This window comes from Chryseobacterium sp. 22543, assembly GCF_052044565.1.
Lineage (GTDB): Bacteria > Bacteroidota > Bacteroidia > Flavobacteriales > Weeksellaceae > Chryseobacterium.
In genome coordinates, this window is sequence record NZ_JBQENH010000003.1 from 625,538 (window position 1) to 648,814 (window position 23,277).

The 23,277-nt window shown below is 35.0% G+C and carries 27 protein-coding genes and 1 tRNA gene; 4 read left to right on the forward strand and 24 right to left on the reverse strand.

Features of this window, described 5'->3' with window-relative positions; translation table 11 throughout:
* Positions 1–235: 235 nt before the first annotated feature.
* The 17 genes from hisIE to ACTJIP_RS13770 all read right to left on the reverse strand — a co-directional run bounded on the left by hisIE (position 236) and on the right by ACTJIP_RS13770 (position 15,298).
* A complete protein-coding gene (gene hisIE, locus ACTJIP_RS13690; protein ID WP_440704714.1) occupies positions 236–823 on the reverse strand; it encodes a bifunctional phosphoribosyl-AMP cyclohydrolase/phosphoribosyl-ATP diphosphatase HisIE in 588 nt (195 codons plus the stop codon).
* Positions 820–1,572, reverse strand: coding sequence for an imidazole glycerol phosphate synthase subunit HisF (hisF, locus tag ACTJIP_RS13695; protein ID WP_440704715.1), 753 nt, complete (start codon positions 1,570–1,572; stop codon positions 820–822). Before hisF ends, hisIE begins: the two co-directional genes overlap by 4 nt.
* Positions 1,565–2,287, reverse strand: a complete 723-nt coding sequence (gene hisA / locus ACTJIP_RS13700) for a 1-(5-phosphoribosyl)-5-[(5-phosphoribosylamino)methylideneamino]imidazole-4-carboxamide isomerase (RefSeq protein ID WP_440704773.1) — start codon at positions 2,285–2,287, stop codon at positions 1,565–1,567. Before hisA ends, hisF begins: the two co-directional genes overlap by 8 nt.
* Before the next feature lie 2 nt (positions 2,288–2,289).
* Entirely contained in the window at positions 2,290–2,868 is a 579-nt protein-coding gene (gene hisH, locus ACTJIP_RS13705; protein ID WP_077417585.1) for an imidazole glycerol phosphate synthase subunit HisH, read from the reverse strand.
* A gap of 2 nt (positions 2,869–2,870) precedes the next feature.
* Positions 2,871–3,965, reverse strand: a complete 1,095-nt coding sequence (gene hisB / locus ACTJIP_RS13710) for a bifunctional histidinol-phosphatase/imidazoleglycerol-phosphate dehydratase HisB (protein ID WP_440704716.1) — start codon at positions 3,963–3,965, stop codon at positions 2,871–2,873.
* A gap of 166 nt (positions 3,966–4,131) precedes the next feature.
* Entirely contained in the window at positions 4,132–5,172 is a 1,041-nt protein-coding gene (hisC, locus tag ACTJIP_RS13715) for a histidinol-phosphate transaminase (RefSeq protein WP_257468903.1), read from the reverse strand.
* Between the two features lie 269 nt (positions 5,173–5,441).
* Positions 5,442–6,716 (reverse strand): histidinol dehydrogenase, encoded by a 1,275-nt coding sequence (hisD, locus tag ACTJIP_RS13720; protein ID WP_077417589.1) that lies wholly within the window; start codon positions 6,714–6,716, stop codon positions 5,442–5,444.
* Positions 6,717–6,992: 276 nt separating this feature from the next.
* Entirely contained in the window at positions 6,993–7,850 is an 858-nt protein-coding gene (gene hisG / locus ACTJIP_RS13725) for an ATP phosphoribosyltransferase (RefSeq protein WP_077417667.1), read from the reverse strand.
* Between the two features lie 249 nt (positions 7,851–8,099).
* Positions 8,100–9,197 carry a glycosyltransferase family 4 protein gene (locus tag ACTJIP_RS13730; RefSeq protein WP_077417669.1) on the reverse strand — a complete coding sequence of 366 codons (1,098 nt, stop codon included), beginning with the start codon at positions 9,195–9,197 and terminating at the stop codon, positions 8,100–8,102.
* On the reverse strand, positions 9,194–9,970 hold the full coding sequence (locus ACTJIP_RS13735; RefSeq protein ID WP_440704717.1) for a polysaccharide deacetylase family protein: 777 nt from the start codon (positions 9,968–9,970) through the stop codon (positions 9,194–9,196). The genes ACTJIP_RS13730 and ACTJIP_RS13735 overlap by 4 nt, the downstream gene beginning before the upstream one ends.
* Before the next feature lies 1 nt (position 9,971).
* Entirely contained in the window at positions 9,972–10,901 is a 930-nt protein-coding gene (locus ACTJIP_RS13740; RefSeq protein WP_219072650.1) for a glycosyltransferase family 2 protein, read from the reverse strand.
* A gap of 5 nt (positions 10,902–10,906) precedes the next feature.
* Complete coding sequence (locus ACTJIP_RS13745; RefSeq protein ID WP_219072649.1) at positions 10,907–12,076, reverse strand: glycosyltransferase family 87 protein; 1,170 nt, start codon at positions 12,074–12,076, stop codon at positions 10,907–10,909.
* A gap of 29 nt (positions 12,077–12,105) precedes the next feature.
* Positions 12,106–12,918: a 2,3,4,5-tetrahydropyridine-2,6-dicarboxylate N-succinyltransferase gene (locus tag ACTJIP_RS13750; RefSeq protein ID WP_077417676.1), complete on the reverse strand. Its 813-nt coding sequence runs from the start codon at positions 12,916–12,918 to the stop codon at positions 12,106–12,108.
* A gap of 83 nt (positions 12,919–13,001) precedes the next feature.
* Complete coding sequence (locus ACTJIP_RS13755; protein ID WP_440704718.1) at positions 13,002–13,532, reverse strand: methyltransferase family protein; 531 nt, start codon at positions 13,530–13,532, stop codon at positions 13,002–13,004.
* A gap of 369 nt (positions 13,533–13,901) precedes the next feature.
* Positions 13,902–14,273: a DUF2255 family protein gene (locus ACTJIP_RS13760; RefSeq protein ID WP_077417680.1), complete on the reverse strand. Its 372-nt coding sequence runs from the start codon at positions 14,271–14,273 to the stop codon at positions 13,902–13,904.
* A 108-nt stretch (positions 14,274–14,381) separates the two neighbouring features.
* Positions 14,382–14,711 carry a LytR/AlgR family response regulator transcription factor gene (locus ACTJIP_RS13765; protein WP_077417682.1) on the reverse strand — a complete coding sequence of 110 codons (330 nt, stop codon included), beginning with the start codon at positions 14,709–14,711 and terminating at the stop codon, positions 14,382–14,384.
* Positions 14,712–14,725: 14 nt separating this feature from the next.
* Entirely contained in the window at positions 14,726–15,298 is a 573-nt protein-coding gene (locus ACTJIP_RS13770; RefSeq protein WP_440704719.1) for a C40 family peptidase, read from the reverse strand.
* A gap of 154 nt (positions 15,299–15,452) precedes the next feature.
* Here ACTJIP_RS13770 and ACTJIP_RS13775 point away from each other — a divergent pair, with 154 nt between their 5' ends.
* Entirely contained in the window at positions 15,453–16,091 is a 639-nt protein-coding gene (locus tag ACTJIP_RS13775) for a hypothetical protein (protein ID WP_219072648.1), read from the forward strand.
* 39 nt (positions 16,092–16,130) lie between these two features.
* Here ACTJIP_RS13775 and ACTJIP_RS13780 read toward each other — a convergent pair whose 3' ends face one another.
* Positions 16,131–16,499, reverse strand: coding sequence for a hypothetical protein (locus ACTJIP_RS13780; RefSeq protein ID WP_077417688.1), 369 nt, complete (start codon positions 16,497–16,499; stop codon positions 16,131–16,133).
* 384 nt (positions 16,500–16,883) lie between these two features.
* Between ACTJIP_RS13780 and ACTJIP_RS13785 the strand changes: the two genes are divergently transcribed.
* Both ACTJIP_RS13785 and ACTJIP_RS13790 read left to right on the forward strand, forming a co-directional pair.
* Positions 16,884–17,567, forward strand: a complete 684-nt coding sequence (locus tag ACTJIP_RS13785; RefSeq protein ID WP_077417690.1) for a hypothetical protein — start codon at positions 16,884–16,886, stop codon at positions 17,565–17,567.
* Between the two features lie 211 nt (positions 17,568–17,778).
* Positions 17,779–18,261 carry a hypothetical protein gene (locus ACTJIP_RS13790; protein WP_077417692.1) on the forward strand — a complete coding sequence of 161 codons (483 nt, stop codon included), beginning with the start codon at positions 17,779–17,781 and terminating at the stop codon, positions 18,259–18,261.
* A 4-nt stretch (positions 18,262–18,265) separates the two neighbouring features.
* On the opposite strand, the gene ACTJIP_RS13795 is transcribed toward ACTJIP_RS13790, so the two are convergent.
* From ACTJIP_RS13795 to ACTJIP_RS13810, 4 genes are all read right to left on the reverse strand, one after another.
* Positions 18,266–19,276 carry an NAD-dependent epimerase/dehydratase family protein gene (locus ACTJIP_RS13795; protein ID WP_077417694.1) on the reverse strand — a complete coding sequence of 337 codons (1,011 nt, stop codon included), beginning with the start codon at positions 19,274–19,276 and terminating at the stop codon, positions 18,266–18,268.
* 65 nt (positions 19,277–19,341) lie between these two features.
* A complete protein-coding gene (locus tag ACTJIP_RS13800) occupies positions 19,342–19,917 on the reverse strand; it encodes a Crp/Fnr family transcriptional regulator (RefSeq protein ID WP_077417696.1) in 576 nt (191 codons plus the stop codon).
* 107 nt (positions 19,918–20,024) lie between these two features.
* A complete protein-coding gene (locus ACTJIP_RS13805) occupies positions 20,025–20,825 on the reverse strand; it encodes an HAD family hydrolase (protein WP_077417698.1) in 801 nt (266 codons plus the stop codon).
* A gap of 456 nt (positions 20,826–21,281) precedes the next feature.
* A tRNA-Ala gene (locus ACTJIP_RS13810) sits at positions 21,282–21,355 on the reverse strand.
* 443 nt (positions 21,356–21,798) lie between these two features.
* Here ACTJIP_RS13810 and ACTJIP_RS13815 point away from each other — a divergent pair.
* Positions 21,799–22,446: an FMN-dependent NADH-azoreductase gene (locus ACTJIP_RS13815; protein WP_440704720.1), complete on the forward strand. Its 648-nt coding sequence runs from the start codon at positions 21,799–21,801 to the stop codon at positions 22,444–22,446.
* A gap of 213 nt (positions 22,447–22,659) precedes the next feature.
* Here ACTJIP_RS13815 and ACTJIP_RS13820 read toward each other — a convergent pair whose 3' ends face one another.
* On the reverse strand, positions 22,660–22,815 hold the full coding sequence (locus ACTJIP_RS13820) for a hypothetical protein (RefSeq protein WP_180563681.1): 156 nt from the start codon (positions 22,813–22,815) through the stop codon (positions 22,660–22,662).
* A 245-nt stretch (positions 22,816–23,060) separates the two neighbouring features.
* Complete coding sequence (locus ACTJIP_RS13825) at positions 23,061–23,216, reverse strand: bacteriocin-like protein (protein WP_219072645.1); 156 nt, start codon at positions 23,214–23,216, stop codon at positions 23,061–23,063.
* Positions 23,217–23,277 lie beyond the last annotated feature (61 nt).

Consider the following 23,277-nt stretch of genomic DNA (forward strand, 5'->3'; position numbering starts at 1 on the left):
AAAGATCAGAAGAGCATTTTTTAAATCAATGATACTAATACCTTTAGTAGATTTATCCTGAAACAAAAAAAACAATAATGGAAGAAGGCAGATCAAGGTCCAAATTCCTAAAAAATATTTCATTTTCTATACTCAAGTTATTTGATGAATTTTTTGTAATCATTAAAAGACAAATATATATTAAACTTTTTAGTATTCTTTCACCACTAAAGCAATCTTTGAAATATTCAAGATTTCATTTACTTCTGTTTTGAAGAATTTCTTCTATCTCTTCCATTGAAAAACCTTTCGCTTTTAATAAAATCAAGAAGTGATAGAGCAAATCTGCGGCTTCATTTTTAAAAAAGTCATCATTATTGTCTTTTGCTTCTATCACCAGTTCCACAGCTTCCTCTCCTACTTTTTGTGCCATTTTATTGATTCCTCTCTGGTATAATGAGTAAGTGTAAGAACCTTCAGCTTTAGTATCTATTCTCTGAGATATTTTATCTTCCAGTTCATACATAAATCCTTTTATATCCTTTTCTCCGAAACAGCTGAAACTTCCGGTGTGACAGACCACATTTTTAGGAACAACTTTGATTAAAATGGTATCCTGATCACAATCTATATCAATACTCTTTACGGATAAAAAATTTCCGGACTCCTCACCTTTTGTCCAGAGTCTGTTTTTGGAACGGCTGAAAAAAGTAACAACCCCTTCTGCTTTTGTTTTTTCAAATGCTTCTTCGTTCATATAACCCAGCATCAGCACCTGCAATGTTCTGCTATCCTGAATAACCACAGGAACAAGCCCATTATCTTTATTAAAATCTATGTTCATCGTACTTCAATTTTTTGAGTTTTTAACTGTTCTTTTAAATCCTGAATCCCTATTTCATTAAAATGGAAAACACTGGCTGCCAGAGCTCCTGTAGCTTTTGTTTCATTAAATACTTTAACAAAGTCATTTGCAGTACCGGCACCTCCGGAAGCTATCACAGGGATACTGATATTTTCTGAAACCAACTTTGTGATACGGAGATCAAAACCGTTTTTGGTACCATCTCCATCCATAGAAGTCAGCAGAATTTCTCCTGCTCCCAAACGTTCTGCTTCTTTTGCCCATTCTGCCGTAAAAAGTTCGGTTGCTTCCCTTCCACCTTTGATATGAACCAGATCTTTATTATCAATTTGCTTTGTATCAATGGCTACCACAACACACTGGCTGCCGAATTCTTTGGCTAAATCAGAAATAAGTTCTGGATTTTTTACCGCAGAGGAATTGATGCTGATCTTATCGGCTCCCGCTTCCAAAAGCTTTCTAACATCTTCTACAGACGAAATTCCACCTCCTACCGTAAAAGGAATACTAAGTTCTTTTGCAATTTCTTTTACCAGCTCTATAAATGTTTTTCTATCCTCAATAGTAGCGGTAATATCAAGGAAGACAAGTTCATCAGCGCCTTCCTGCTCATACTTTTTAGCGAGAACTACCGGATCTCCTGCATTTTTAAGACCTTCAAAATTAACTCCTTTCACCGTAGCTCCGTCTTTTATATCAAGACATGGAATAATTCTTTTCTTAAGCATTTTCAATAAAGTTTTGAAGTTGTTGTAAGCTTATTTTTCCCTCATAAATTGCTTTCCCGATGATTGTTCCGGCGCAGCCGATATCTTTCATTTTATAGACATCAGCGATCCCTGAAATCCCTCCGCTTGCTACCAGCTGAACAGATGTTTTATATAAAATCTCAATATAAAGTCCAGTTGAAGGACCTTCCAGCATACCATCCTTTGCAATATCAGTACATATCGCGGTCTGCATTCCTTTTTCCTGATACTGAAGAATAAAATCAATGATATCATTGTCACTTTCTTCCAGCCATCCTGAGGTCTTAATCTTTCTGTTTTCACAGTCAGCTCCCAAAATAATTTTTTCAGCACCATACTTTTGTAACATTTTAAAGCAGAATTCCGGGTTCTGAACCGCAATACTTCCTAAAGTAATTTGCTTTGCTCCGGAATTAAAGGCTGTTTCAATATCCTCCTGAGTTTTCAGGCCTCCTCCAAAGTCGATATGCAACGACGTAGAATGAGCAATGTCTTCCAGTACTTTCTGGTTGACAATATGCTTTGATTTCGCCCCGTCAAGATCCACCAAATGAAGAAACTGAATACCAAAACTCTCAAATTCTTTTGCCACTTCTACAGGATCTTCATTGTATATTTTCTTTGTGTTGTAATCTCCTTTTGATAAACGGACACATTTCCCGTCAATAATATCAATAGCCGGAATTATTTTCATCATTATAAATTTATAAAGTTCTTAACTATCTGATTTCCTATAATTCCCGATTTTTCAGGGTGAAACTGCACCGCATAGAAATTATCTTTCTGTAATGATGCACTGAATGGCAGGATATAATCACAAACAGATGTTGTAAAGTCTGAAAGCTCACAATAATAGCTGTGAACAAAATAAACATCACTGCTCTTTTCAATTCCCGAAAACAGTGGTGAGGTCTGCCCTGAAACTGTATTCCAACCCATATGAGGAACAATATCTTTTGCTGGAAATTTTCTGACATTGATATCAAAAATCCCCATCCCTTCCGTATTTCCTTCTTCATTCTCTTTGCACATCAGCTGCATTCCTAAACATATTCCTAAAACAGGCTGTGTAAGGCTCGGAATCAGGAGATCAAGTTCTCTTTCTTTCAACAGCTTCATTGTTGAGGAAGCTTCTCCAACTCCGGGAAAGATTACTTTATCAGCTTTTAAAATCCTTTCAGGGTCATCAGTAATCACAGAGTCAATATTGAGTCTGTTGAGGGCATTCTGAACAGAGTTTACATTTCCGCCGTTGTATTTTATTATGGCTATCATATTTATAAACTTCCTTTTGTAGAAGGCAGGCTGTAATTAGTATCTGATTGATTCACTGCCATTTTAACGGCTTTTGCAAAGGCTTTAAAGATAGATTCAATTTTGTGGTGCTCATTGTCTCCTTCCGCTTTGATATTCAGGTTGCATTTTGAAGCATCTGTAAAGGATTTAAAGAAGTGAAAAAACATTTCGGTAGGCATATCCCCAATCTTTTCTCTTTTAAACGGAGCATCCCATACTAACCAGGGTCTGCCGCCGAAATCAATAGCCACCTGAGAAAGACAGTCATCCATTGGAAGCAGGAAACCATATCGTTCGATCCCTTTTTTCTTTCCTAAAGCTTTTAAAACAGCTTCTCCCAGCACAATTCCTGTATCTTCTATCGTGTGGTGCTCATCTACGGCAAGATCTCCGTTTACTTTAACCGTAAGATCCATATTCCCGTGTCTCGCAATCTGGTCCAACATATGATCAAAAAAGTGAAGCCCTGTTGAAATATCTGAACGTCCGTTTCCATCAAGATTAACTTCAATTTTAATATCTGTTTCATTGGTTTTACGGGAGACTTCAGCCTTCCTCATTCCTGATTTTAAGAACTTATAAATCTCAGACCATTTTGTTGTAGACAGTTCAGCTTCATTATTAAAGTTTTTATTAAGATAAATAGCTTTAGACTTCATATTTTTAGCAAGTTGTACATCCGTATCTCTATCACCAATTACATACGAATTTTCCAGATCATAGTTGCCATACATGTATTTTCCCAGCATCCCGGTTCCAGGTTTTCTGGTAGGAAGATTTTCATATTCAAAGCTTTTATCTATTAAAATATCACTAAAAATAATCCCTTCGTTTTCAAATGCCTGTATCATTTTTTCATGAGGTTTTATGAAATCTTCTTCGGGAAAACTGCCCGTTCCCAGCCCATCCTGATTGGTTACCATCACCAATTCATAATCCAGCTCATTAACAATTTTTGAAAGATTTTGAAAAACTCCCGGATAAAACTCAAGCTTTTCCAGAGAATCTACCTGAAAATCTGTAGGTGGTTCAACAATCAGCGTTCCGTCGCGGTCTATAAAGAGTACTTTTTTCATATGTTTTTATAAATTATTTTTAACCATTAAGCTTTTTTAAGTGATTAAGGATTATTAAGTATATAGCTGAAGCTATTCATTCAGCTATATGTATTTATCTTTGATAAAACTTAACTTTTCTTATCATCTTATTTTTCCTTAATGGTTTATATTTTAACAAGCTATTCTATATTCCTTTTAAAAGATTAATTAATTTTTCATTTTCTGCACGATTTCCTACATTGATTCTGATACATCCCGGAATGGCAGGATCTCTTCTGCTGGTTAAAATCTCTTCTTCAAGCATTTTTCCATACACATTGTCTACATTTTCCATTTTAATCAGGAAGAAATTGGCATCCGTTGAAAATACTTTAGAAATACACGTAATTCCTTCAAACTGTTGCTTCAGCCATGCTCTTTCTTCCAGAATACGGTTTACATTTTCCTGAAGTCTGTTTTCCTGATCCAGTGTATTTAAAATGAGTTCCTGGCTCAATATATTTACGTTATAAGGTGCTTTAACCGTATTGATCAGACTGGTAATTTCTTCGGATGAATAAGCCATTCCTACTCTCGCTCCGGCAATTCCCCACGCTTTAGAAAAAGTTTGCAAAACAATCAGATTGGGGTATTTATTCAAAAGCTCCAAACTTGACTTTTTCTCGGAAAATTCTATATAAGCTTCATCTACCACAACAATTCCGTTGAAATTCTGAAGATAAAATTCAATATCATCAATACTGTTTCCGGTAGGGTTATTGGGTGAGCATAAAAAGAAAATCTTCAATGAAGGATCTGCGGCCGTCTTTAAGAAATTGTCTTTTACGATTTCAAAATTTTCATCCAAATCTAGTTTCAAGACCTTATTTTCATTAATTGCTGCATAGAAACCATACATTGCAAAAGAAGGATTCATCATCAGAATGGCATCTTTTTTAGGCTCACAGAAAATTTTAATGATAAGGTCTATCAGCTCATCGCTTCCGTTTCCTATGGCAATCTGTGAGGGAGAAACATTTTTAAGTACCGCAAGCCTGCTTTTAAGCTTTTTCTGGGTAGAATCCGGGTAACGGTTGCATTCTCCGAAAGGACTTTCATTGGCATCCAGCATAACAGGAGCATTAAATTCATTGTGATCCCTGAAACTAATGTAGGGCTGTAATTGTAATATATTTTCTCTTACTAAAGTTTTGATACTATTATTTTTCATTGTATTGCTTTTCATTTTTTGAAATTAATTTTAAACCATTAAGATGAATTGAGTTATTAAGAATAGTGAAGAAAATATCTTCAGATCTTTATTAAGCAGTAAGCTGAATTCAAATGTATTTGAATCTTAACTTTACTTAAAGTCTTTATTTTCTTAATGGTTCAATTCTTTTTTGGGTAAACGCAATGGCGTAAAATTTTTTATTCATACATTTTTTTTAGACGCAAGAAAATCTAAGATTTTCAGCAAAGGCATGAGTATTATTTTGCGTTTTCCAACGTTTATTATTTTAATCTTATGGATACTGCATTTTTGTGGGCAAACAGGCCTTCTGCTTCTGCCATGAGTTCTATTGTTTTTCCTAGATTCTGAAGACCTTCTTTTGAAAGCTGCTGAAATGTTATTTTCTTTACAAAGCTATCCAGCGATACGCCACTGTAATTTTTTGCATAAGCATTGGTAGGAAGCGTGTGATTGGTTCCGCTGGCATAATCTCCTGCACTTTCACAAGAATAGTTACCAAGGAAAACGGAACCTGCATTCTGAACCTCCGGAATATATTTTTCAAAATCATCAATGGCAAGAATAAGGTGTTCCGGAGCATAAAGGTTACTGAATTCAAGGGCTTCTTCCAACGAATTCACTATAATAAAAGAGCTGTTTTCTAAAGCCTGACCTGCAAATTCATTTCTGGGTAAGTCTTTGATTTGCTGTTCAACAGCCTCTATCGTCTCTTTAAACACTTTAAGGTCTGTAGTAATAAAAACAACCTGGCTATCACTTCCGTGTTCTGCCTGTGAAAGAAGATCGGCTGCACAAAACTCAGGAACAGCCTGCTCATCAGCTATGATAAGAACTTCACTCGGACCTGCAGGCATATCGATGGCGACTCCGTAACGCTGAGCATATTCTTTGGCAGCTACAACAAACTGATTTCCCGGACCGAAAATTTTATACACCGCAGGAATACTCTCTGTACCTAAAGTCATAGCTGCTACAGCCTGAGCGCCGCCTGTTTTAAAGATTTTTGAAATTCCGCAAAGCTTTGCTGCATACAGAATCGCAGGATTAATATTTCCGTTTTTATCCGGTGGTGTACACAGAATGATTTCTTTACAACCCGCCAGGTTTGCAGGCACCGCCAGCATCAGTACTGTAGAAAATAAAGGAGCAGTTCCTCCGGGAATATAAATCCCTACTTTCTCTACAGCGCGGTTTTCGCGCCAGCAAATCACCCCTTTTGTCGTCTCTATTTTTTGAATATCCTGTTTTTGAGAAGCGTGAAATCTGGAAATATTTTCTTTTGCCTGCTGAATTGCCTGTTTCAATTCATCACTTATCTGTTTTTCAGCATCCTGAATTTCTGCATCAGATACTTTAATAGTTACCGTTTCTGCTTTATCAAACTTTCTGTTGAATTCTATTAAAGCTTTATCTCCGTTTTTTTCAACTTCCGTGAATATTTCTGTAATCAAACCTGAAATCTCTTTCTGCTCAAGAACCGGGCGTTTTACTAAATCTGTCCAGGTATTTTTTGTGGGATATCTGTATATTTTCATTGTATTATTTTAAATTTAAATGCCTTTTTTAACTGTTAGGTTGTTAATTTATAGGGTTTTAAATGCTTTTTAAAAATACAAAGCGCAAAGTTTTTAATTCTTATACTTTTTTAAGGCGCTAGGAAATCTAAAATTTTCAGCAAATATGCGAGTATGGCTTTGTGACTTACAACAGCATTCAATTTTATCGCAGATAAAATCTTTGCGCCTTAAAGCAGTATCAAATTCATTTTCATTGCTCCCTTGCGTTAACCAACGTTCACCATTATCATTTTTCTAAATAACCATTTTATCAATCGGGATGATTAAAATATCCTGGGCTCCATTGTCTTTCAGTTCATCAATCACTTCCCAGAAACGCACTTCATCAATAACAGAATGAATACTGCTCCAGCCTTCTTCTGCAAGAGGAATAACAGTAGGGCTTTTCAACACGGGAAGAACTTCAGCGACTTTCTGGATTTTTTCGTTGGGAACATTCATCAGAATGTATTTTGAATTTTTTGCTTTTAAAACGGCTTCAATTCTGAATACGAATTTTTCAAGAATGGCTTCTTTTTCAGTTGACAACTGAGGCGTTTGAGCCAAAACAGCCTCCGATTTCAGCAAAGTAACGGTTTCTCTTAATCCGTTTTTAAATAAGGTACTTCCGGAGCTTACAATATCACATATTCCATCTGCCAGACCAATATTAGGGGCAATTTCCACTGAACCTGAAATAACGTGAATGTCTGATACAATTCCTTTTTTTTCTAAAAAGCTTTTGAGAGTATTAGGATAAGAGGTAGCAATTTTTTTACCCTGAAAATAAGAGATTTCGTCGGTCTCTACTTCTTTGGGAACAGCCAGTGAAACACGGCATTTTGAAAATCCAAGTTTCTGGATTGTGGTGATATTTTTACCTTTTTCAATCAGGAGATTTTCGCCAAGAATAGCAACATCTACCACTCCATCTTCCAGATATTGCGGGATGTCTGAATTCCGAAGATACATGATTTCCATCGGAAAGTTATCTACTGAAACTTTGAGTTGGTCTTTACCATTGTTGACAAAGATTCCGCAGTCTTTGAGAAGCTGTAGAGATTCTTCGTAAAGCCGGCCGCTTTTTTGGATTGCAATTTTTAATTTACTCATTTTGCCTTTTTTTGGGTCCGAGTAAATAAAAACTGATCTATTGAAATTTCTGAGGAGAATTCAGGAAACAAAAAAACCGTCTATTTACTCAGACGGTTTTAATTATTTTTTGATTTTAGCACAAACTTATATCAATCAATTCCGCCTAACAGAGATGATGATAGTAATGATGTAATGCTAAAAATACTGGTTTCATTGTATTGAATTATGATGCAAATGTAGGATTTATTTTTAAAATGCAAAGTTTTTTCAGATAATTTTTTGATAAAAATTCATCAGCTCTTTTGCAATGGGTTCGTCATTAAACTTCTGAACAAACTCGAAACCCTTTTCCTCACGGCGTTTTCTCTCGGATTCATTTTCCCAGAGAAATTTTAGTTTAGCCCTGATATCAAGATCATTATCCGGATTCACATATACAGAGTCTTTTCCTCCGGCTTCCGGCAGACAACTGGTATTGCTGGTAACGACAACAGTTTTAGAAAAAAGCGCCTCAATCACAGGGATTCCAAAGCCTTCAAAGAAACTCGGATAGACAAAAATATCTGCCAGTTTATAAAGACAAGCCAGCTCGTCCATAGAAACTCCTTCAAGGAAGAGCACTTGCTTTTCCATTTTGTTTTTTTTCAGGAAACGTTCTATTTTCTGATAATATTTGGTCTTTCGTCCCACAACTACAAGAGGAATTTCCGTACCGTTGACTGCTTTTACAACATTCAAAAGATTTTTGCGCTCTTCGATGGTTCCAACATTAAGTATAAACCTTTCCGGAAGCTTAAATTTTTCTTTTACAACCTGCATCAGTTCCGGAGACTGCTGTTCTTTAAAAGCATGATGACATCCCTGATAAATAACTTCAATCTTTGTCTCAGGAACTTTTAAATACTGAATAATATCTCTTTTGGTCTGTTCTGAAATAGCGATGATTTTATCAGCCATATCAGCCGCTTTTTTAAATTTCCAGAAATGGATTTTCCTGTCAAAAAAAGAATAATACTGCGGATATCTTACAAAGATCAGATCATGAATGGTAACGACCTTTTTAATAGGTCTTGAATCCCATTTTAAAGGAAGTTCGCCAGATAATCCATGGAAAATATCAGCTTCTTGTTTTTGGGCATCTTTACCCATTTTCAACTGACGTGAAAAGTTCCCTTTTGAGGTTTCAATAAATTGAACATTAGGGCGTTCCAGAATACCTTTCCCTCTCTCCGATTTATTTTTGTTGAGTAACAGATATTCGTTATCCGGTTTGTATTCGGAGAGAATTCTTACAAGATCTCTTGAGTAATTTCCCAGACCTGAGGTATTGTGGAAAAACCGTTTTGCATCAAAGGCAATCTTCATCGTTGTATCTGTTTTTGGAATTCCTGGAATGTACCGAATGTATGTCCTTTTTGTTTTAGCCAGCCTACAAACGAATCAAATCTTTCTACCATATCTTTTCCTGAGTTTTTTACAGTAAATCCAGGAAGTTTAAAAGCTTCATCTTTGATTTCCTCAAATTCCCATGGATGGAAATAAATATTAAGATAATGGTCCTTTTTCAAGGTATCTGAAGCCAGCTTTTTATAGAAAGATAACGGAAAGTTGTGAAAACTCAGCCAAAACAAAGGAATTCTGAAGTTTGGTGATACAGAGGCCGGAACCTGGGTAACATTTCCTTCCTTAAAATAGGTTCTGGATACTTTTAAATTATTATATCTTCCCGGCAAAAACGTAGGGTTGATGGATGAATTGTATGAATACCCTGCTCTTTCTACTTCTTTTTCATCTACAGGCATCATTCTCGGCATTCTTAATCCTGTCACCTTTGTGGAAAATAGTTCTTCCAGTTTTTCTCTTGATTCCTTCAGGTGTTTGTTTTCAAATTCTGAATGAAACCATGTGTGAGAAGCCAGTTCATGGCCTTCATTTAATAACCTTTCAATAAGGTGTCTGCTGTTTTCTGCAAAAACTACTGTGGAAAAGAAAGTAGCTTTGGCATTATGTTTTTTAAGGATGTCAAGTATTCTCTCTAATCCTGTCTGTGAAATTGAAATCTGCTTTTCAAAGGGAATTTCACCCTTATATTCTAATGGCATATCAAATTCTTCAATATCAAAACTCAATAAAACCATTCTAAAATTTTTTGTTTTTAATAATATAATTAGGTCTGTCTTTCACCTGTTTAAATATTTTACCTAAATAAATCCCCATAATTCCGAGGATAATCAACTGAAGTCCTCCGAAGAAAACAATGGTCATAATCAATGATGCCCAACCAGAGATCTCCGTCTTTGCAATGAAAGAATGAACCACATAGGTGCCATATCCGATTACTGAAAGTGCTGAAAATAAAAACCCCAGATAAGCTGCCAAATACAATGGTTTTACACTGAAAGCTGTGATTCCCGTAAAGGCAAAAGTGAACATTTTCTTAAGATTGTAGCTGCTTTTTCCTGAAAGCCTTTCTGCTGCGGTAAAATCAATTCCTGTTTGTTTGAAACCCATCCAGCTTGTCAGTCCTCTGAGGAATAAATCATCTTCATTAAAGTTTCTCATCACTTCCACTGCCCTCGCATCCAGTAATCTGAAATCTGATCCGCCTCCTTTCGTCAAATTAACGTCTGACAGACTTGATAAAAGCTTGTAAAATATGTCTGATGTTTTTCTTTTAAAAAAGGATATCTCTTTAGGATAAGTTCTGAAAGTAAAAACTACATCATAACCTTCTTCCCATTTCTGAATCATTTCCGGAATAAGCTCTGGCGGATGCTGCAGGTCTCCGTCCATCGAAATAACTGCATTTCCCTGAGCGTTATCCATTCCTGCTTTTACAGCGGGCTGATGTCCAAAATTTCTCGAAAACTCAATGAATTTCACTTCATCATATTGGTTGGAAAGTTCTTCTAATTTTTGTTGTGTATTGTCTCTGCTGCCATCATTTACAAATATGATTTCAAAGTCGTAATTATGTAAGCCATCAAAAACTTCTTTAATTTTCTGATGGATCATAGCGACATTTCCTTCTTCGTTATAGGCGGGAATTACAATTGAAATTTTCTTCATATTTATTAATTCAGGCTGTAATTTTTCTCAAAATCTTTAGTCAGGAGTTCATAAGTTACTCTCAACCAGATCACAATACAAGGTACAGCTTTTAATGAATATTTGATGATATAGTTTTCTTTTACAAATTTCGGGAATAGATCGGAAGTGGAAAAACAAGTGAAAATAATAACAAAAACAAGCAATCCTATAATAAGTGGTGTTCTTTCTTTCTGAAGGAAAAACCATATCAGAACTCCTACAACCGCAATAATATAGGTTGGAGATTCTGAACTGGAGCTGAACAATACTAAAAATAGTAAGGTTGAAGCCAGAATCATCAGTTGGAAAGCATAGTGTTTGTATTGCTTAATTCTGATATAAGGTAAAGCAAAAAGAGGTAATCCACCTGCTAAAAATATAAGGTTGGAAATGGAAGCATCTCCTAAAACTCTTCTTACAAAGCCCATCAGAGAGATATCCTGCATATTTCCCAATACCTGATTTTCACTGTTTTTTTCTACAATAGACTGAAACCAGTCTGAATAGCACTGAATCACAAATTGTGGGCTTGAATACGCCATCGGAAGTACTAAAAACAATACTGCAATGGCTATTCCTGAAAGAATAAATTTGACTTTATTTTTAATAAAGAAAAACTGCGTTAATCCTACTATTCCGTAGATTTTGACGAATATTCCTATTAAAATGGCTGTTACTGATTTTACTTCTTTTCTTTCGTAAATGTATACTGCAGATAGCAGCAAAAGCCCTGTAAGTGCTACATTGAACTGTAAACTTAAAGCCGCTGTAATGTATTCCTGAAGACAAAGCAATCCAAAAATAGCTTTCTTGCTATCTGAAAAAGGCAGTTTATAAATACCATAGATGAAGATAAAAGTATTGCCAATATTCCATAGTGAAATTCCCAGCCAATCCGGCATCATGGCAAACGGTGCAATCAATGCACTGAAAAATACGCCATAATGGTTTAAATCAAAATAAAGATCGGGATAATGGATAAATAAATTTTTCTGATGGATGGTATTAAAGAATACATTTTTAAAAATCAGATAGTTATTGATCGCATAATCTCCTCTCAGGTATTTGGAAATTGCTGTAACAACCGATATAATAAGATAAACCCCAAATATATATTTAGGGTTTAATAGTATTTTAAGGAATTTTTCTTTCAAGATTGTGGTATTAGCTTACAATATTAATCTTAAACTGCTACATTATTCTCTCTCAATGCATCATTCAGAGATGTTTTCTTGTCTGTAGATTCTTTTCTCTGACCAATGATCAATGCACATGGAACCTGATATTCTCCAGCCGGATATTGTTTCGTATAGCTTCCAGGAATTACTACTGAACGTGCAGGAACTCTTCCTTTGATTTCGATAGGGGTATCTCCTGTAACATCAATAATTTTTGTAGAAGCTGTCAATACTACGTTTGCACCCAATACTGCTTCTTTTTCTACATGAACTCCTTCTACAACGATACATCTTGAACCGATAAAGCAGTCATCTTCAATGATTACCGGAGCTGCCTGTAACGGCTCCAATACTCCACCGATACCTACACCACCACTCAGGTGAACATTTTTACCGATCTGTGCACAGCTTCCTACTGTAGCCCAAGTATCTACCATCGTTCCAGAGTCTACATAAGCTCCAATATTTACGTAAGATGGCATTAAAATAACTCCCGGAGCAATGTAAGCTCCTTCTCTTGCCACTGCATGTGGTACAACTCTCACCCCTTTTTCAGCATAGTTTCTTTTCAAAGGCATTTTATCATGAAATTCAAACGGACCTACTTCAATAGTTTCCATTTTTTGGATCGGAAAATACATTACTACAGCTTTTTTCACCCATTCATTTACCTGCCATCCGTTTTCTGTAGGTTCAGCAGTACGAAGTTCACCTTTATCAACTAAAGAAATAACCTCTCTGATCGCCTTCTGGCTGTCTTCATTTTGTAATAGTTCTCTATTATCCCAAATATTTTCAATAGTTTGTTGTAACGACATGTTTCTTATTTAAATTAGTTTGAAAAATTATACCGGCCAAAGATACAAAAAAGTTCAGCAAAACGGTTTTTAACGTTATGCTTTTAATAAAGGCTCAACATACGTTTAACCCTATTTTTATAGGTCAGGTAATTTTGTCCGTGTACTTTCATCAAATACTCCTCTTCAAGGCGTATCTGGATCTGCATCAAAATACTTCCGATCAAAAGGAAAGTCAGAGCAATGACAGTTGGGATAACAAGGAAAAAACCAACAAAGCTTACCGTCATTCCCAGAAATATAGGATTCCTGGAAAACCTGAACAGTCCACGGGTTACCAAGTCTGTTTTTGTTGTATTATCAATTCCGATCCGCCAGGAGTTTTTCATTTGAAGCTGAGCTGTGATCACCCAAATTAAAGCCAGAATCATTAAAATAAATCCTGTAAATTGAATGGTAATATTCTCCAAAAAATTGATTTTAAAAGCAGAAGAAATATCGTTATAAAAAAATGAAAGAAGTATTACATACATAAACAGTGCGAACAAAACGATCTTAAAATACAGCCCTACAAGCCCATATGCAGAATCGTCTCTGGGCAGAACATTTGGGCTTTTACCAATCTGTTTTGCCATTTTGTAGCTGATACCTACAAAGGAAACAGCAAAGAAAAGTATGAAGTATAAAGGAATAAAGAATCTGATAAATCTGCCATATGATAATAATTTTGGACAAATTTCTTGAGTTTCGTGGTGCAATGCTATTGCAATGACAGGAACTTTATTAGGATTGCAGAAATTTCCAATTGGAAACCTAGAAATTCCCCTCCACTGGAGGGATGGCGAAAATTCAAAGAATTTTTGACGGGTGGTTAAAAAATATTGTTATAAGTTTTGGCTAAAGCCAGTTGATTGTTTGATCTTTTATTGAACGGGCTAAAGCCCGTTCCTATTGAATGCTTTATCTACTATTTTTGAGGAGAATTACACCATTTTTAAATCTATTTAATCCAGAATAACGAACTCCATTGTTCTGGCAACATGTTTTTCCTGAATAATTCCCTGTGAATATGGGATATTGTGACCGGTATTGTATTTTGTTAAATACGCTTCATTAATTTCCTCAGTAAGATCATTGATATCTTGTGGGATGAGCGCTTTTATGGAATAAATAGTTTTACCACATTGGATCTCTCCTATCGGGTTTTCTAAAAATGTATTGTACCAGCTTCTTTCGGCGAGACCCCATGATCTTGCAAATACTCTGTTCTGGACAACAACCATCCAAATTTCCAGAAAGTCCGGTCTTTGAAGTCCTGCTTTTACTCCGATAATTGAATTGTTTTGAATGTAATCTAATGCACTGTCTTTATTCATTATATAAGTTTTTGGTAAAACTAGAATAAGAAAACAGGAATAAAAACTTTTTTATGTATGGGGTAAGAAATAGAATGCAGATGACTCTTTTTCTGATGTTGATGAATTTTAAAGCATCATTTTACCGAGCGCAGAATGGAGACATTCTTTATAACTTTTGGCCACGGTAATTTTCAATTCGCCGCATATGAGGTGATTGTCTTCAAAAGATTCTATATTGGTAAGATTGACAATGTATGAATTGTGAACCCGCATAAATTCTTCCGGAAGGGTTGCAATAAGGTCTTTAAGTGTTTTGTAGTAAATATATCTTTTATGGTCTACGGTATGAACTTCTACATAATTTCCGAGTCCCTTGATGACATTAATATCTTTAAAGAAAAGCTTAACCAGCTTTTTATCTGTTTTAATGAAGGCAAATGTCCGGTTCTCTATCATTTTAAAAGATATTTTTACAGAACTCTTTGGGCATGAAGGTATGCTTTATTCCAGTATTTTTCATTCAGAGATGAAATCATTACTCCTTTTGAGGTAGACGCATGAATGAACTTTACTTCTCCATCTGGGCCAATATCATGGACGATGCCTACATGAGACACTCTGCTTCCTCCTGCTGTTGCAAAAAACAAAAGATCCCCAGGTTTTACGTCTCTGATATCAATATTTTTTCCAGCTTCAGCCTGGTCAGAAGATCTTCTTGGAAGGTTAAAATCATTTTCTTCAAATACTTTTACGGTAAACCCGGAACAGTCGAACCCTGATGATGTATTTCCTCCGAATTTATAGGGTGTTCCGATATATTTTTCAGCATCTTTCAGAATATCATTAATTGATCTGGATACATTTCCGTCAAATTTTGAATCCAGTTTTCTGAGATTTTCAGATTTTGCAAATGTTTTCGTATTTGATTTTTTATTGCCGGAAACACTTTTCGATGATCCGCATGACACTACAAAAGCAGAAGCAATCAGTAAAACAGACCACTGCTTTATTCTTATTTTTTGTTCAAATAACCCCAATCCCATATTCGTCTGATTTATACTCGGTTAAGTAATTCTTCAACAAATATACATTTTATATTTTAATTATAATATAACTATACTACAACTATATTATAAATATATGTTAAAATTTTGATTTCAAGTATTTATTGGTATATTTGATCTCTATTTTGAATATATGGCAACATATGAAAGTCTCATCAAGATCACAGGGGCTGTAGGCGACCTTGTATTTTATACTCTGAACGGCAAAAATGTGGTTCGGAAGAAAAGCGGGTTCAATAAAGCGGCTTTTAAAAAGGATCCGTCGTATGAGAAAGTCCGGCAGAACAGTTCGGAATTCGGGCACTGCTCCAAAATTGGAAAGATTATAAGGAATACCCTGGAAGTCTATATCAAGGAAGCAGGTGATCCTCTCCTCTACCAGAAGTTCGCAAAGGTTATGACAATGATCAAAGACCTGGATATGATTTCCGGAAGGGGAAAACGAACGGTTGAAAATGGATTAAAGACTGAAGAAGGGAAAAAGCTTCTGAGAGAATTTCAGCTGGGTACTTTCCCTAATATTTCGGATTGTATCAGAATTGAGGATCAGATCCTCTATCAAAGTGAAGATTGTAGTGCTGATAAAGCCGTCATTATGACTATAAAATTAGATTCTGAAAATTACAGCACAGAATATGCTGAAGAAATAATCAGCTGGAATCAGCAACAGCAAAGGCCTTTTAAAAAATATTTTTCAGAAAATGATGTTCTCCTTTATTTTATGATCCTGAAGAATGATCACGATGAGATTACCCACATGGGATTTGTTTAAATAAAAAAGTCTGCAGTAGATTCTGCAGACTTTCTTGTTTTATTTTTTCTCTCCTTTCCAGGTTCCTGACTGTGCAGGTGTAGGAAGTGAGTTGGACCAGTTTCCGTTTCCTTTTTTTTCCGTCGTTAACGTTCCTTTGAAATCTCCTTGTGAAGGAAGTCCTACTCTTGCGTTAAGATCTCCTGTCTCACTTAAATTCCCGGAAATACTGTAGTTTTCATTATTAACATCGGAATGCATTGTTCCTACCACTTTACCACTCTCATCTACCACGAAGTTCCAAACTCCTTTATCATTTCCTTCATAAGAACCTGACCATGTTCCTACATAATCATAGATAGTATCATCATCAGAGCTGCAGCCGATAAATAAAAACGCCGTTAATAAAAGTAAAAAAAGTTTCTTCATAGTTTCAGTAGTTTTAACCTAAAATCCTGTTATTCTCAATGTACTTCCCTCCTAAAAATTCCGTCACAGAGAATAGTGCTTAATATTTATTATTTTTTTGTTCCGTGCAAATCTACTAATTTTTTCATTCAAATTATCTGAATTTTAATTAGCATCCAATATGTTTATTAAAAAACAACATATTTTGGCTAAAATACAAATATTTTTCAAACAAATACAAGGTGTATCAGCTTTGAGTTATTTAAAAAACGCTATCTGAAATTTGATATTATTTTATTCAATATCTGTTTACAATTACTTTATATTAGATTTCAGACGATTTCTACACCAGTTTTAAAGTTATTTCCTATATTCGTGAAAAATTTAACCTTTTCAAATAATAACATGAAAACAAAAACATTCTTTTTGGCAGCACTTGCTATTGGCGGGAGTTTAACAGCACAGGTTGGGATTAATACATCTACTCCTTCTCATACACTAGATGTCAATGGTCTGGTAAGAGTAAGAGGACTTTCAAATGCTGAAAAAAAAATTGTTGCTGCGGATGCACAAGGAGTTTTAACCCTTATATCTCCTGAAGAAATTTTTGCTCCGAAAGCTTTATTGAACACGTCTACTTCTTCCACTGAACAAAGGCTGACCATCTATGAAGGAAAATGCTTTCAACCTATTGATAACGCTTCTTCCTGCACCGTTTCTTTAAATCACTATACCTCCTGTTCCGGATTTACCAATCCTGTAGACACCCAAATTATTGTGGGACAGAGCATCAATACGGGTAACGGACAGTTTTTAGGAACCTGGACAGCCCGATATGTTGATAATAAAGGATTCAGTGGAACAACTGCTGTTGCCAACCAGGTTGCACCGGATTATCCAAGAATCTCCTACCCAACAGCTAATAATGTAAACTATTTAGGAAGCGGTAACTTCAATGGTCAATGTAATACAGATCTTGTAACAACGATTAACCAGACCACCGGAGATATAAAAGTAGAGTCTGTGAAACGAAACATGTTTGCACATCTTGTGTATCTCATCAACATCGCTCGTTCCAGATCTTTATAATAGTCGATATTTGATTTCAAAAGAGGCAGCTACAATTCAATTGTAGCTGTTTTTTTATCTAAGAATCAAACATTTCCATTTAGTTTAATAACTTTAACTTTCATGTTTTAATCAAAGACTTTAATAATTCTTGTTTTAAGCTGTAGATAATCATCCTATTTTTGTTTGAACGAAAACAGAATACATCACTTAAAAATTGTACTATTATACTATGAAACAGATACTGACTGAAGAAATTTTTTCCTCACCGCAATGGTTAAAAATAATCTGTTATTTTTTCGGACCTCTCTTAATTGTGACCGGATTTGGTCTTCTCATGCAGAAAGACCTTCCAAAGGAGATTATTTTTCTGGTACCTATACTTTTGCTGATTGCTGTGAGTATGTTAATGTATACCCGACTAAAATTAATTATTTCAAATACAAATATCCGATTTACTGGAGGTCTGAAACGGCATCAATTTCTCTGGACTGACATTACAGGAATAGATATGAAAATAGTTGGGAAATATCAAACTCCAGTCTGTACTGTATATTATGGCAAAAAATCACTGGAACTCCATAGAGGTTTTTATTTAAAAGGAAATTTCAATAGAATCTTATCATTGCTGGAAATGAAGACCGCACCGGAACTATTTACAGAACAATATCAAGCGATCCGTCGTCAATATCTTACTAACTGTCATGCAAACTAATCATTTACAACAAATTCTTATTTTCCATGAGAAAAGAGAAAGCTTCCTTCACTGTTTGCTCAGAATTTTTTGGATAAAAGCCTAGTTCATTTCTGGATTTAGATATATCAAAGTTCTGTTGTAATCCCGAAAACATTGCAATCTCTTTTGTAGTTAATAACGGAGGTTTTCCAGTTATTTTAGCTGAAAATTCCATTAACCCTGCAATTGCATATAGTATAAACTTAGGAACAGAGCCTGGTATTTTGATTTTCAATTCCGGATAAAGTTTCTGAGCCAATTTGGTCGTGTCAGTAATAGTCATGCATTTTTCATGAGCTAAAATATATCGTTCCCCTGAGCGCCCTTTTTGTGCAGCAAGATAGCATCCTTCGGCGACATCTTTTACATCTATCCAATTAAGTGTTATTTTGGTATCCATTGGAATTTGCTTATTTAAAATTAGCTTCAGTACACCATAAGAGACATTCAAAGGAAGAAATGCCTCACCACCTATCATCGCACCAGGCATTACGGATACCAGTTCTATTCCTAATTCTTTGGCAAGTTGAAAGGCCAGTTTTTCACCATCGTTTTTGGAATTATAATACATATCTCGGCGGTCTGGATTATACCCATTGCTTTCTTTAGTAGGGAGATTGGTGTAATCTAAAGCCGCAATAGAACTTACATAGACAATTCTTTTTACACCCGCTTCAGCAGCGGCTTGAATAGTATTCCGGGTTCCATTTATATTTACGTCGTAGATTTCCTTTTTAGGATCTTTTGCCCACAATTTGAATGAAGCTCCTACAGCATAAAACGTATGAACATCCTGAAGAGCCTTAATAAATGAAACTTTGTCCGTAATATCAGCCTGTACTACTTCGCAGTCTAAATCCTTGAAACATTCTCTATTTTTGATGTTGCGGACAGATGCCCGGACCTGAAATCCTTTATTGATGAGTAACCTTACAAGGTTGTTGCCCAAATGTCCATTGGCTCCTGACACCAATACTAAGTTTCTGCTTGTCATATCTTTTTGATTTTAAATGATACTGCAAAGTTCAGTGTTGCCCATTCAAAATCACTTCACAAATGTTACTTAACAATCTGTTTTCGGATACGGCTCAAACTTTTAGGATTCATCCCTAAAAAAGATGCAATATACTGCATAGGGACATTGTGTAAAATTTCAGGGTTTTGAGCCATCAGCTTTAAATAACGTTTTTCGGCAGTAAGCGTTGCCAGCTCCTTTGCACGTTTTTCATTGTAGGATAATGATTGCTGAAATATCAAAAAACTAAAGTCTTTAAATGCAGGGCTTTGCTGCATAAGCAGATCAAGATCAGTCTTTGTAATTCGTAAAAGCTCACATTCAGTAATGCACTCCAGATTCTCATCAGATTTACTCTGATTGGCAAAGTTAGAATAAGAGGTAATGAAGCCGGGAGGACAGTTGATATGGGTGGTTATCTCATCTCCTCTATCATTATAATGGAAAAGCCGGACAAATCCAGAAACCACAAAATACAAGTACTGTGGTATTTTTTCTTCTTCCTCAATTACTCTATTTTTTAGATACGAGACAGGTTCGAAATATTGAGTACACAGCTCTCTGTCTGAATCTGAGAGCTTTACGTTTTTCGAAATAAGTTGGTACAGCTGATCATGCATAATATGACAAAAATAACAACTTCTACCTTAAAATCTCTTAACTTCTGTAATGGATAAGACTTCTCATCAAGATATAGTTCTGGTATTATTATTTTTTTATAGATGAACTAATTCAATTGCAGGAAATCCTTAATTGTTTTCAATACCCCAAAACTATCGTTAGTAGAAGCTTCAAAATTAGCGATCTGTTTCACATGAGGATGGGCATTTTTCATTGCATAGGAATATTTGGCATTCTTCAGCATTTCTATATCGTTCATATAATCTCCGAAAGCCATCGTGTTTTCAGAAGAAATTCCCAGAGACTTCTGGAGTATTTTCAGGGCATTTCCTTTATTGATATCTTTATTCATGACATCAAGCCAATGCGCTCCGGAAATAACAACTTCGAGGCCCAGGTCTTCAAATTTTTTAAGGGCAGGATAAAGATACTTTTCAGAACCATCAGGATGATAAACAGCAATTTTAAAGGCTGTATCATCAATCTTTTCCGTCAGATCATCTTTTTTCATATTTTGGGTATAGTACTTTGAGAAAAAATCCACGAACTGCTGATCATCGGTTTCATAATAAGCATATTTCTTAGCTGACAATACAGCTTTGGCTCCCGGTATTTCACGAACAGTCTTTATGATCTCCACAATATGTTCATACTCCAGAGTATCAGCAAAAAGTTCCTGATCTTTATAAACCACATAGCCACCATTTTCAGCAATAAAACCTATCTCACTCTCTATATCCCCGAAATAATGGGTAATTCCAGGCATCTGCCTTCCGCTTGCCGGTACAAATAAAATATTTCTTTTTTTCAGTTCTTTGTAAACATCCGAAAATTCAGGGCTCATTTCATGACTGGAATTCAGAAAAGTTCCGTCCATGTCAGTAACAATTAATTTAATATGCTCCATAATATAGGTCAGTGAACAAATAAAGGATAAAACTTAGATGTTCATTAATAGAAAATAATGTAATTGAATATAAAACAATACATATAACTTATTTAAATTCTTTTAAGGAATAAAAAGATCAATTAGCGTGATTCCATAAAGAAAACATCATCTTATATTTCTAGTGTTAAAGATAGATTATTAAAATTAAAAAATACTATTAAAACAGTTAATTCTATATTACGATATCTATATCAATCACAGAAAATAATTGTCTGATAGTTGTGATAAACTTTACAAATCATCCAGGTCAACTGCTTTGTTCAACTGTTTATAAAACAAATGGAATAGCTGCAATTTTTATGAGTTCTTTGAAAATTTTGTTCATTGGGAGATAAAAAAATCCTGCAAAAAATTAAATTTTGCAGGATTAATAAGCTTTTAGCGCATTTTGAAGATTTTTTCAAATACACCAAGTGGAGAATACGGGATTCGAACCCGTGACCTTTTGACTGCCAGTCAAACGCGCTAGCCAACTGCGCCAATCCCCCATGTCTTCTCTAATTGCGAAGCGGGTACAAAAGTAAGTATTTAAATGATATTTCCAACTATTTTGTAATTTTTATTGAACTAAAATTAAATAAAATGATGCGCAAAGACAATAAAAGCCACTATTAATCATCGAATAACGTCTCAATATCCCCTATATATCTGGTTTACCTCAAATTTTTTTTATGTAAATCCTCCCTATAAACCAAACAGTATTATGATCACAGTCATAGCTTAATGCATCTCCATTAATTAAATTTGAATTCCAGAAATTTATTTTCTGAAAACATACATTTTTTTGCCTCCTGATGTCCGGGAGGTTTTTCTTTTTAAGAAAATTCCTTTCTTAAACCAGCTTAAGTATATTCCAGTGTTCTCTTTATAACTTTGTCGCACAGAAATTAAGTACTGGAGATTCATTTTTTAACAATCTATTTTATACCACATGAAAAAAAAGGTTTTACATATAAACTGCCATCCACTTTTTAATGATAACACCCATGCAACGGTTCAGTTATCGGATTATGGCTTGGAATTTTTATCCCAGATTGAAAACATTGAAATCAATACTCTTAATTTGTACGACAGTACTGCGGCCATTATTCCCAGAATAGATGAAACATTGCTTTCTTTATGGAAAAAAAATAGTGAGACGCCCAATGAAGAGGAAACGGTTTTGCAAAAAGCACAGGAAAAACTGTTGCAGCAGTGGATTGAGGCTGATTATATTTTCATATACTCTCCCCTGCACAACTTCAACATCACTTCAAAGTTCAAAGATCTTGTTGATAACATCCTTATTGCAGGGCGTACGTTTAAATACACTTCAAATGGTTCAGTAGGTTTATTGTCCGACAATAAAAAGATTATGTATGTGCAGTGCAGCGGAAGTGAATACAGCCGTGATTTCAGATATGTGAATGCAGATCATTCCACCCAATATGTCAGAACCATATTAAGTTTTATGGGAATAAACCAACTTCAGTTGATCCGTGTTGAAGGATTGGATTTAAGATCTAATCATAGACCAGCACTTATTGACAAAGGAAAAGCAGAACTACATAGCTGTTTGCAGACGTATTTTAATCATTAATAAAAAAATTGTCATCACTGAGTACCTTATTAGTCTTTCCCCACTTAAAACTGGGGTTTTGTTTTTTTAGAAAAAAATGTATTCCATAGAGAATACGGGATTCGAACCCGTGACCTTTTGACTGCCAGTAAAACGCGTTATAAAACAGCAAATGAATCCAATAAACACCAGCTGTAGGAGTATAAAAAAGGCCGGATAACCGACCTTTATGATTTAATGAACTTCCGGATCCCATGGCGCTTTAATAATAACGCTACAAGCAAAAATACAAGATTCCATTGAGCCAAATTCTCCAATATATCTGGTACCACAGTTACATGCAAAGCCTCCTCCAATTGTTTTTAAGGCATTTCTTGATAATTTTTTCATAATAAAAATTTTTGATTAGGCTGTAAAATTAAAGATGGACAAAATCCAAGGCAAGAAACAATTAGTAAGTGTGAATGGATAGACAATAAGTGTAATCAAATAACCAAAATCATAAAAACGTTGGAATTATTATTTGAATCTTGTAAAAGATGAACTATCAATATTTCAGCATGGAATAAAGATCATTTCATAAAGCATAAGTAAATACCCATAATAAAAAATCCCTCTTGATGAGGGATTGTATTTTAAAAATCTGGACATTCCATTGTATTTTCTCTCCAGTAGCATTGTGGTATCGGACTGTTAGGGCAATGCATTTCTCTTTGTCCCGGTAAACATACCTTTTGCCCCCCATTAATACTTCTTAATTTCTCCTTAGAAATTTTCTTTAAATTTTTCATGGTTTTGATTTTAGTTTAGGATCAAATATAAAAATTATTCCTAAATAAGAGATTTAACATA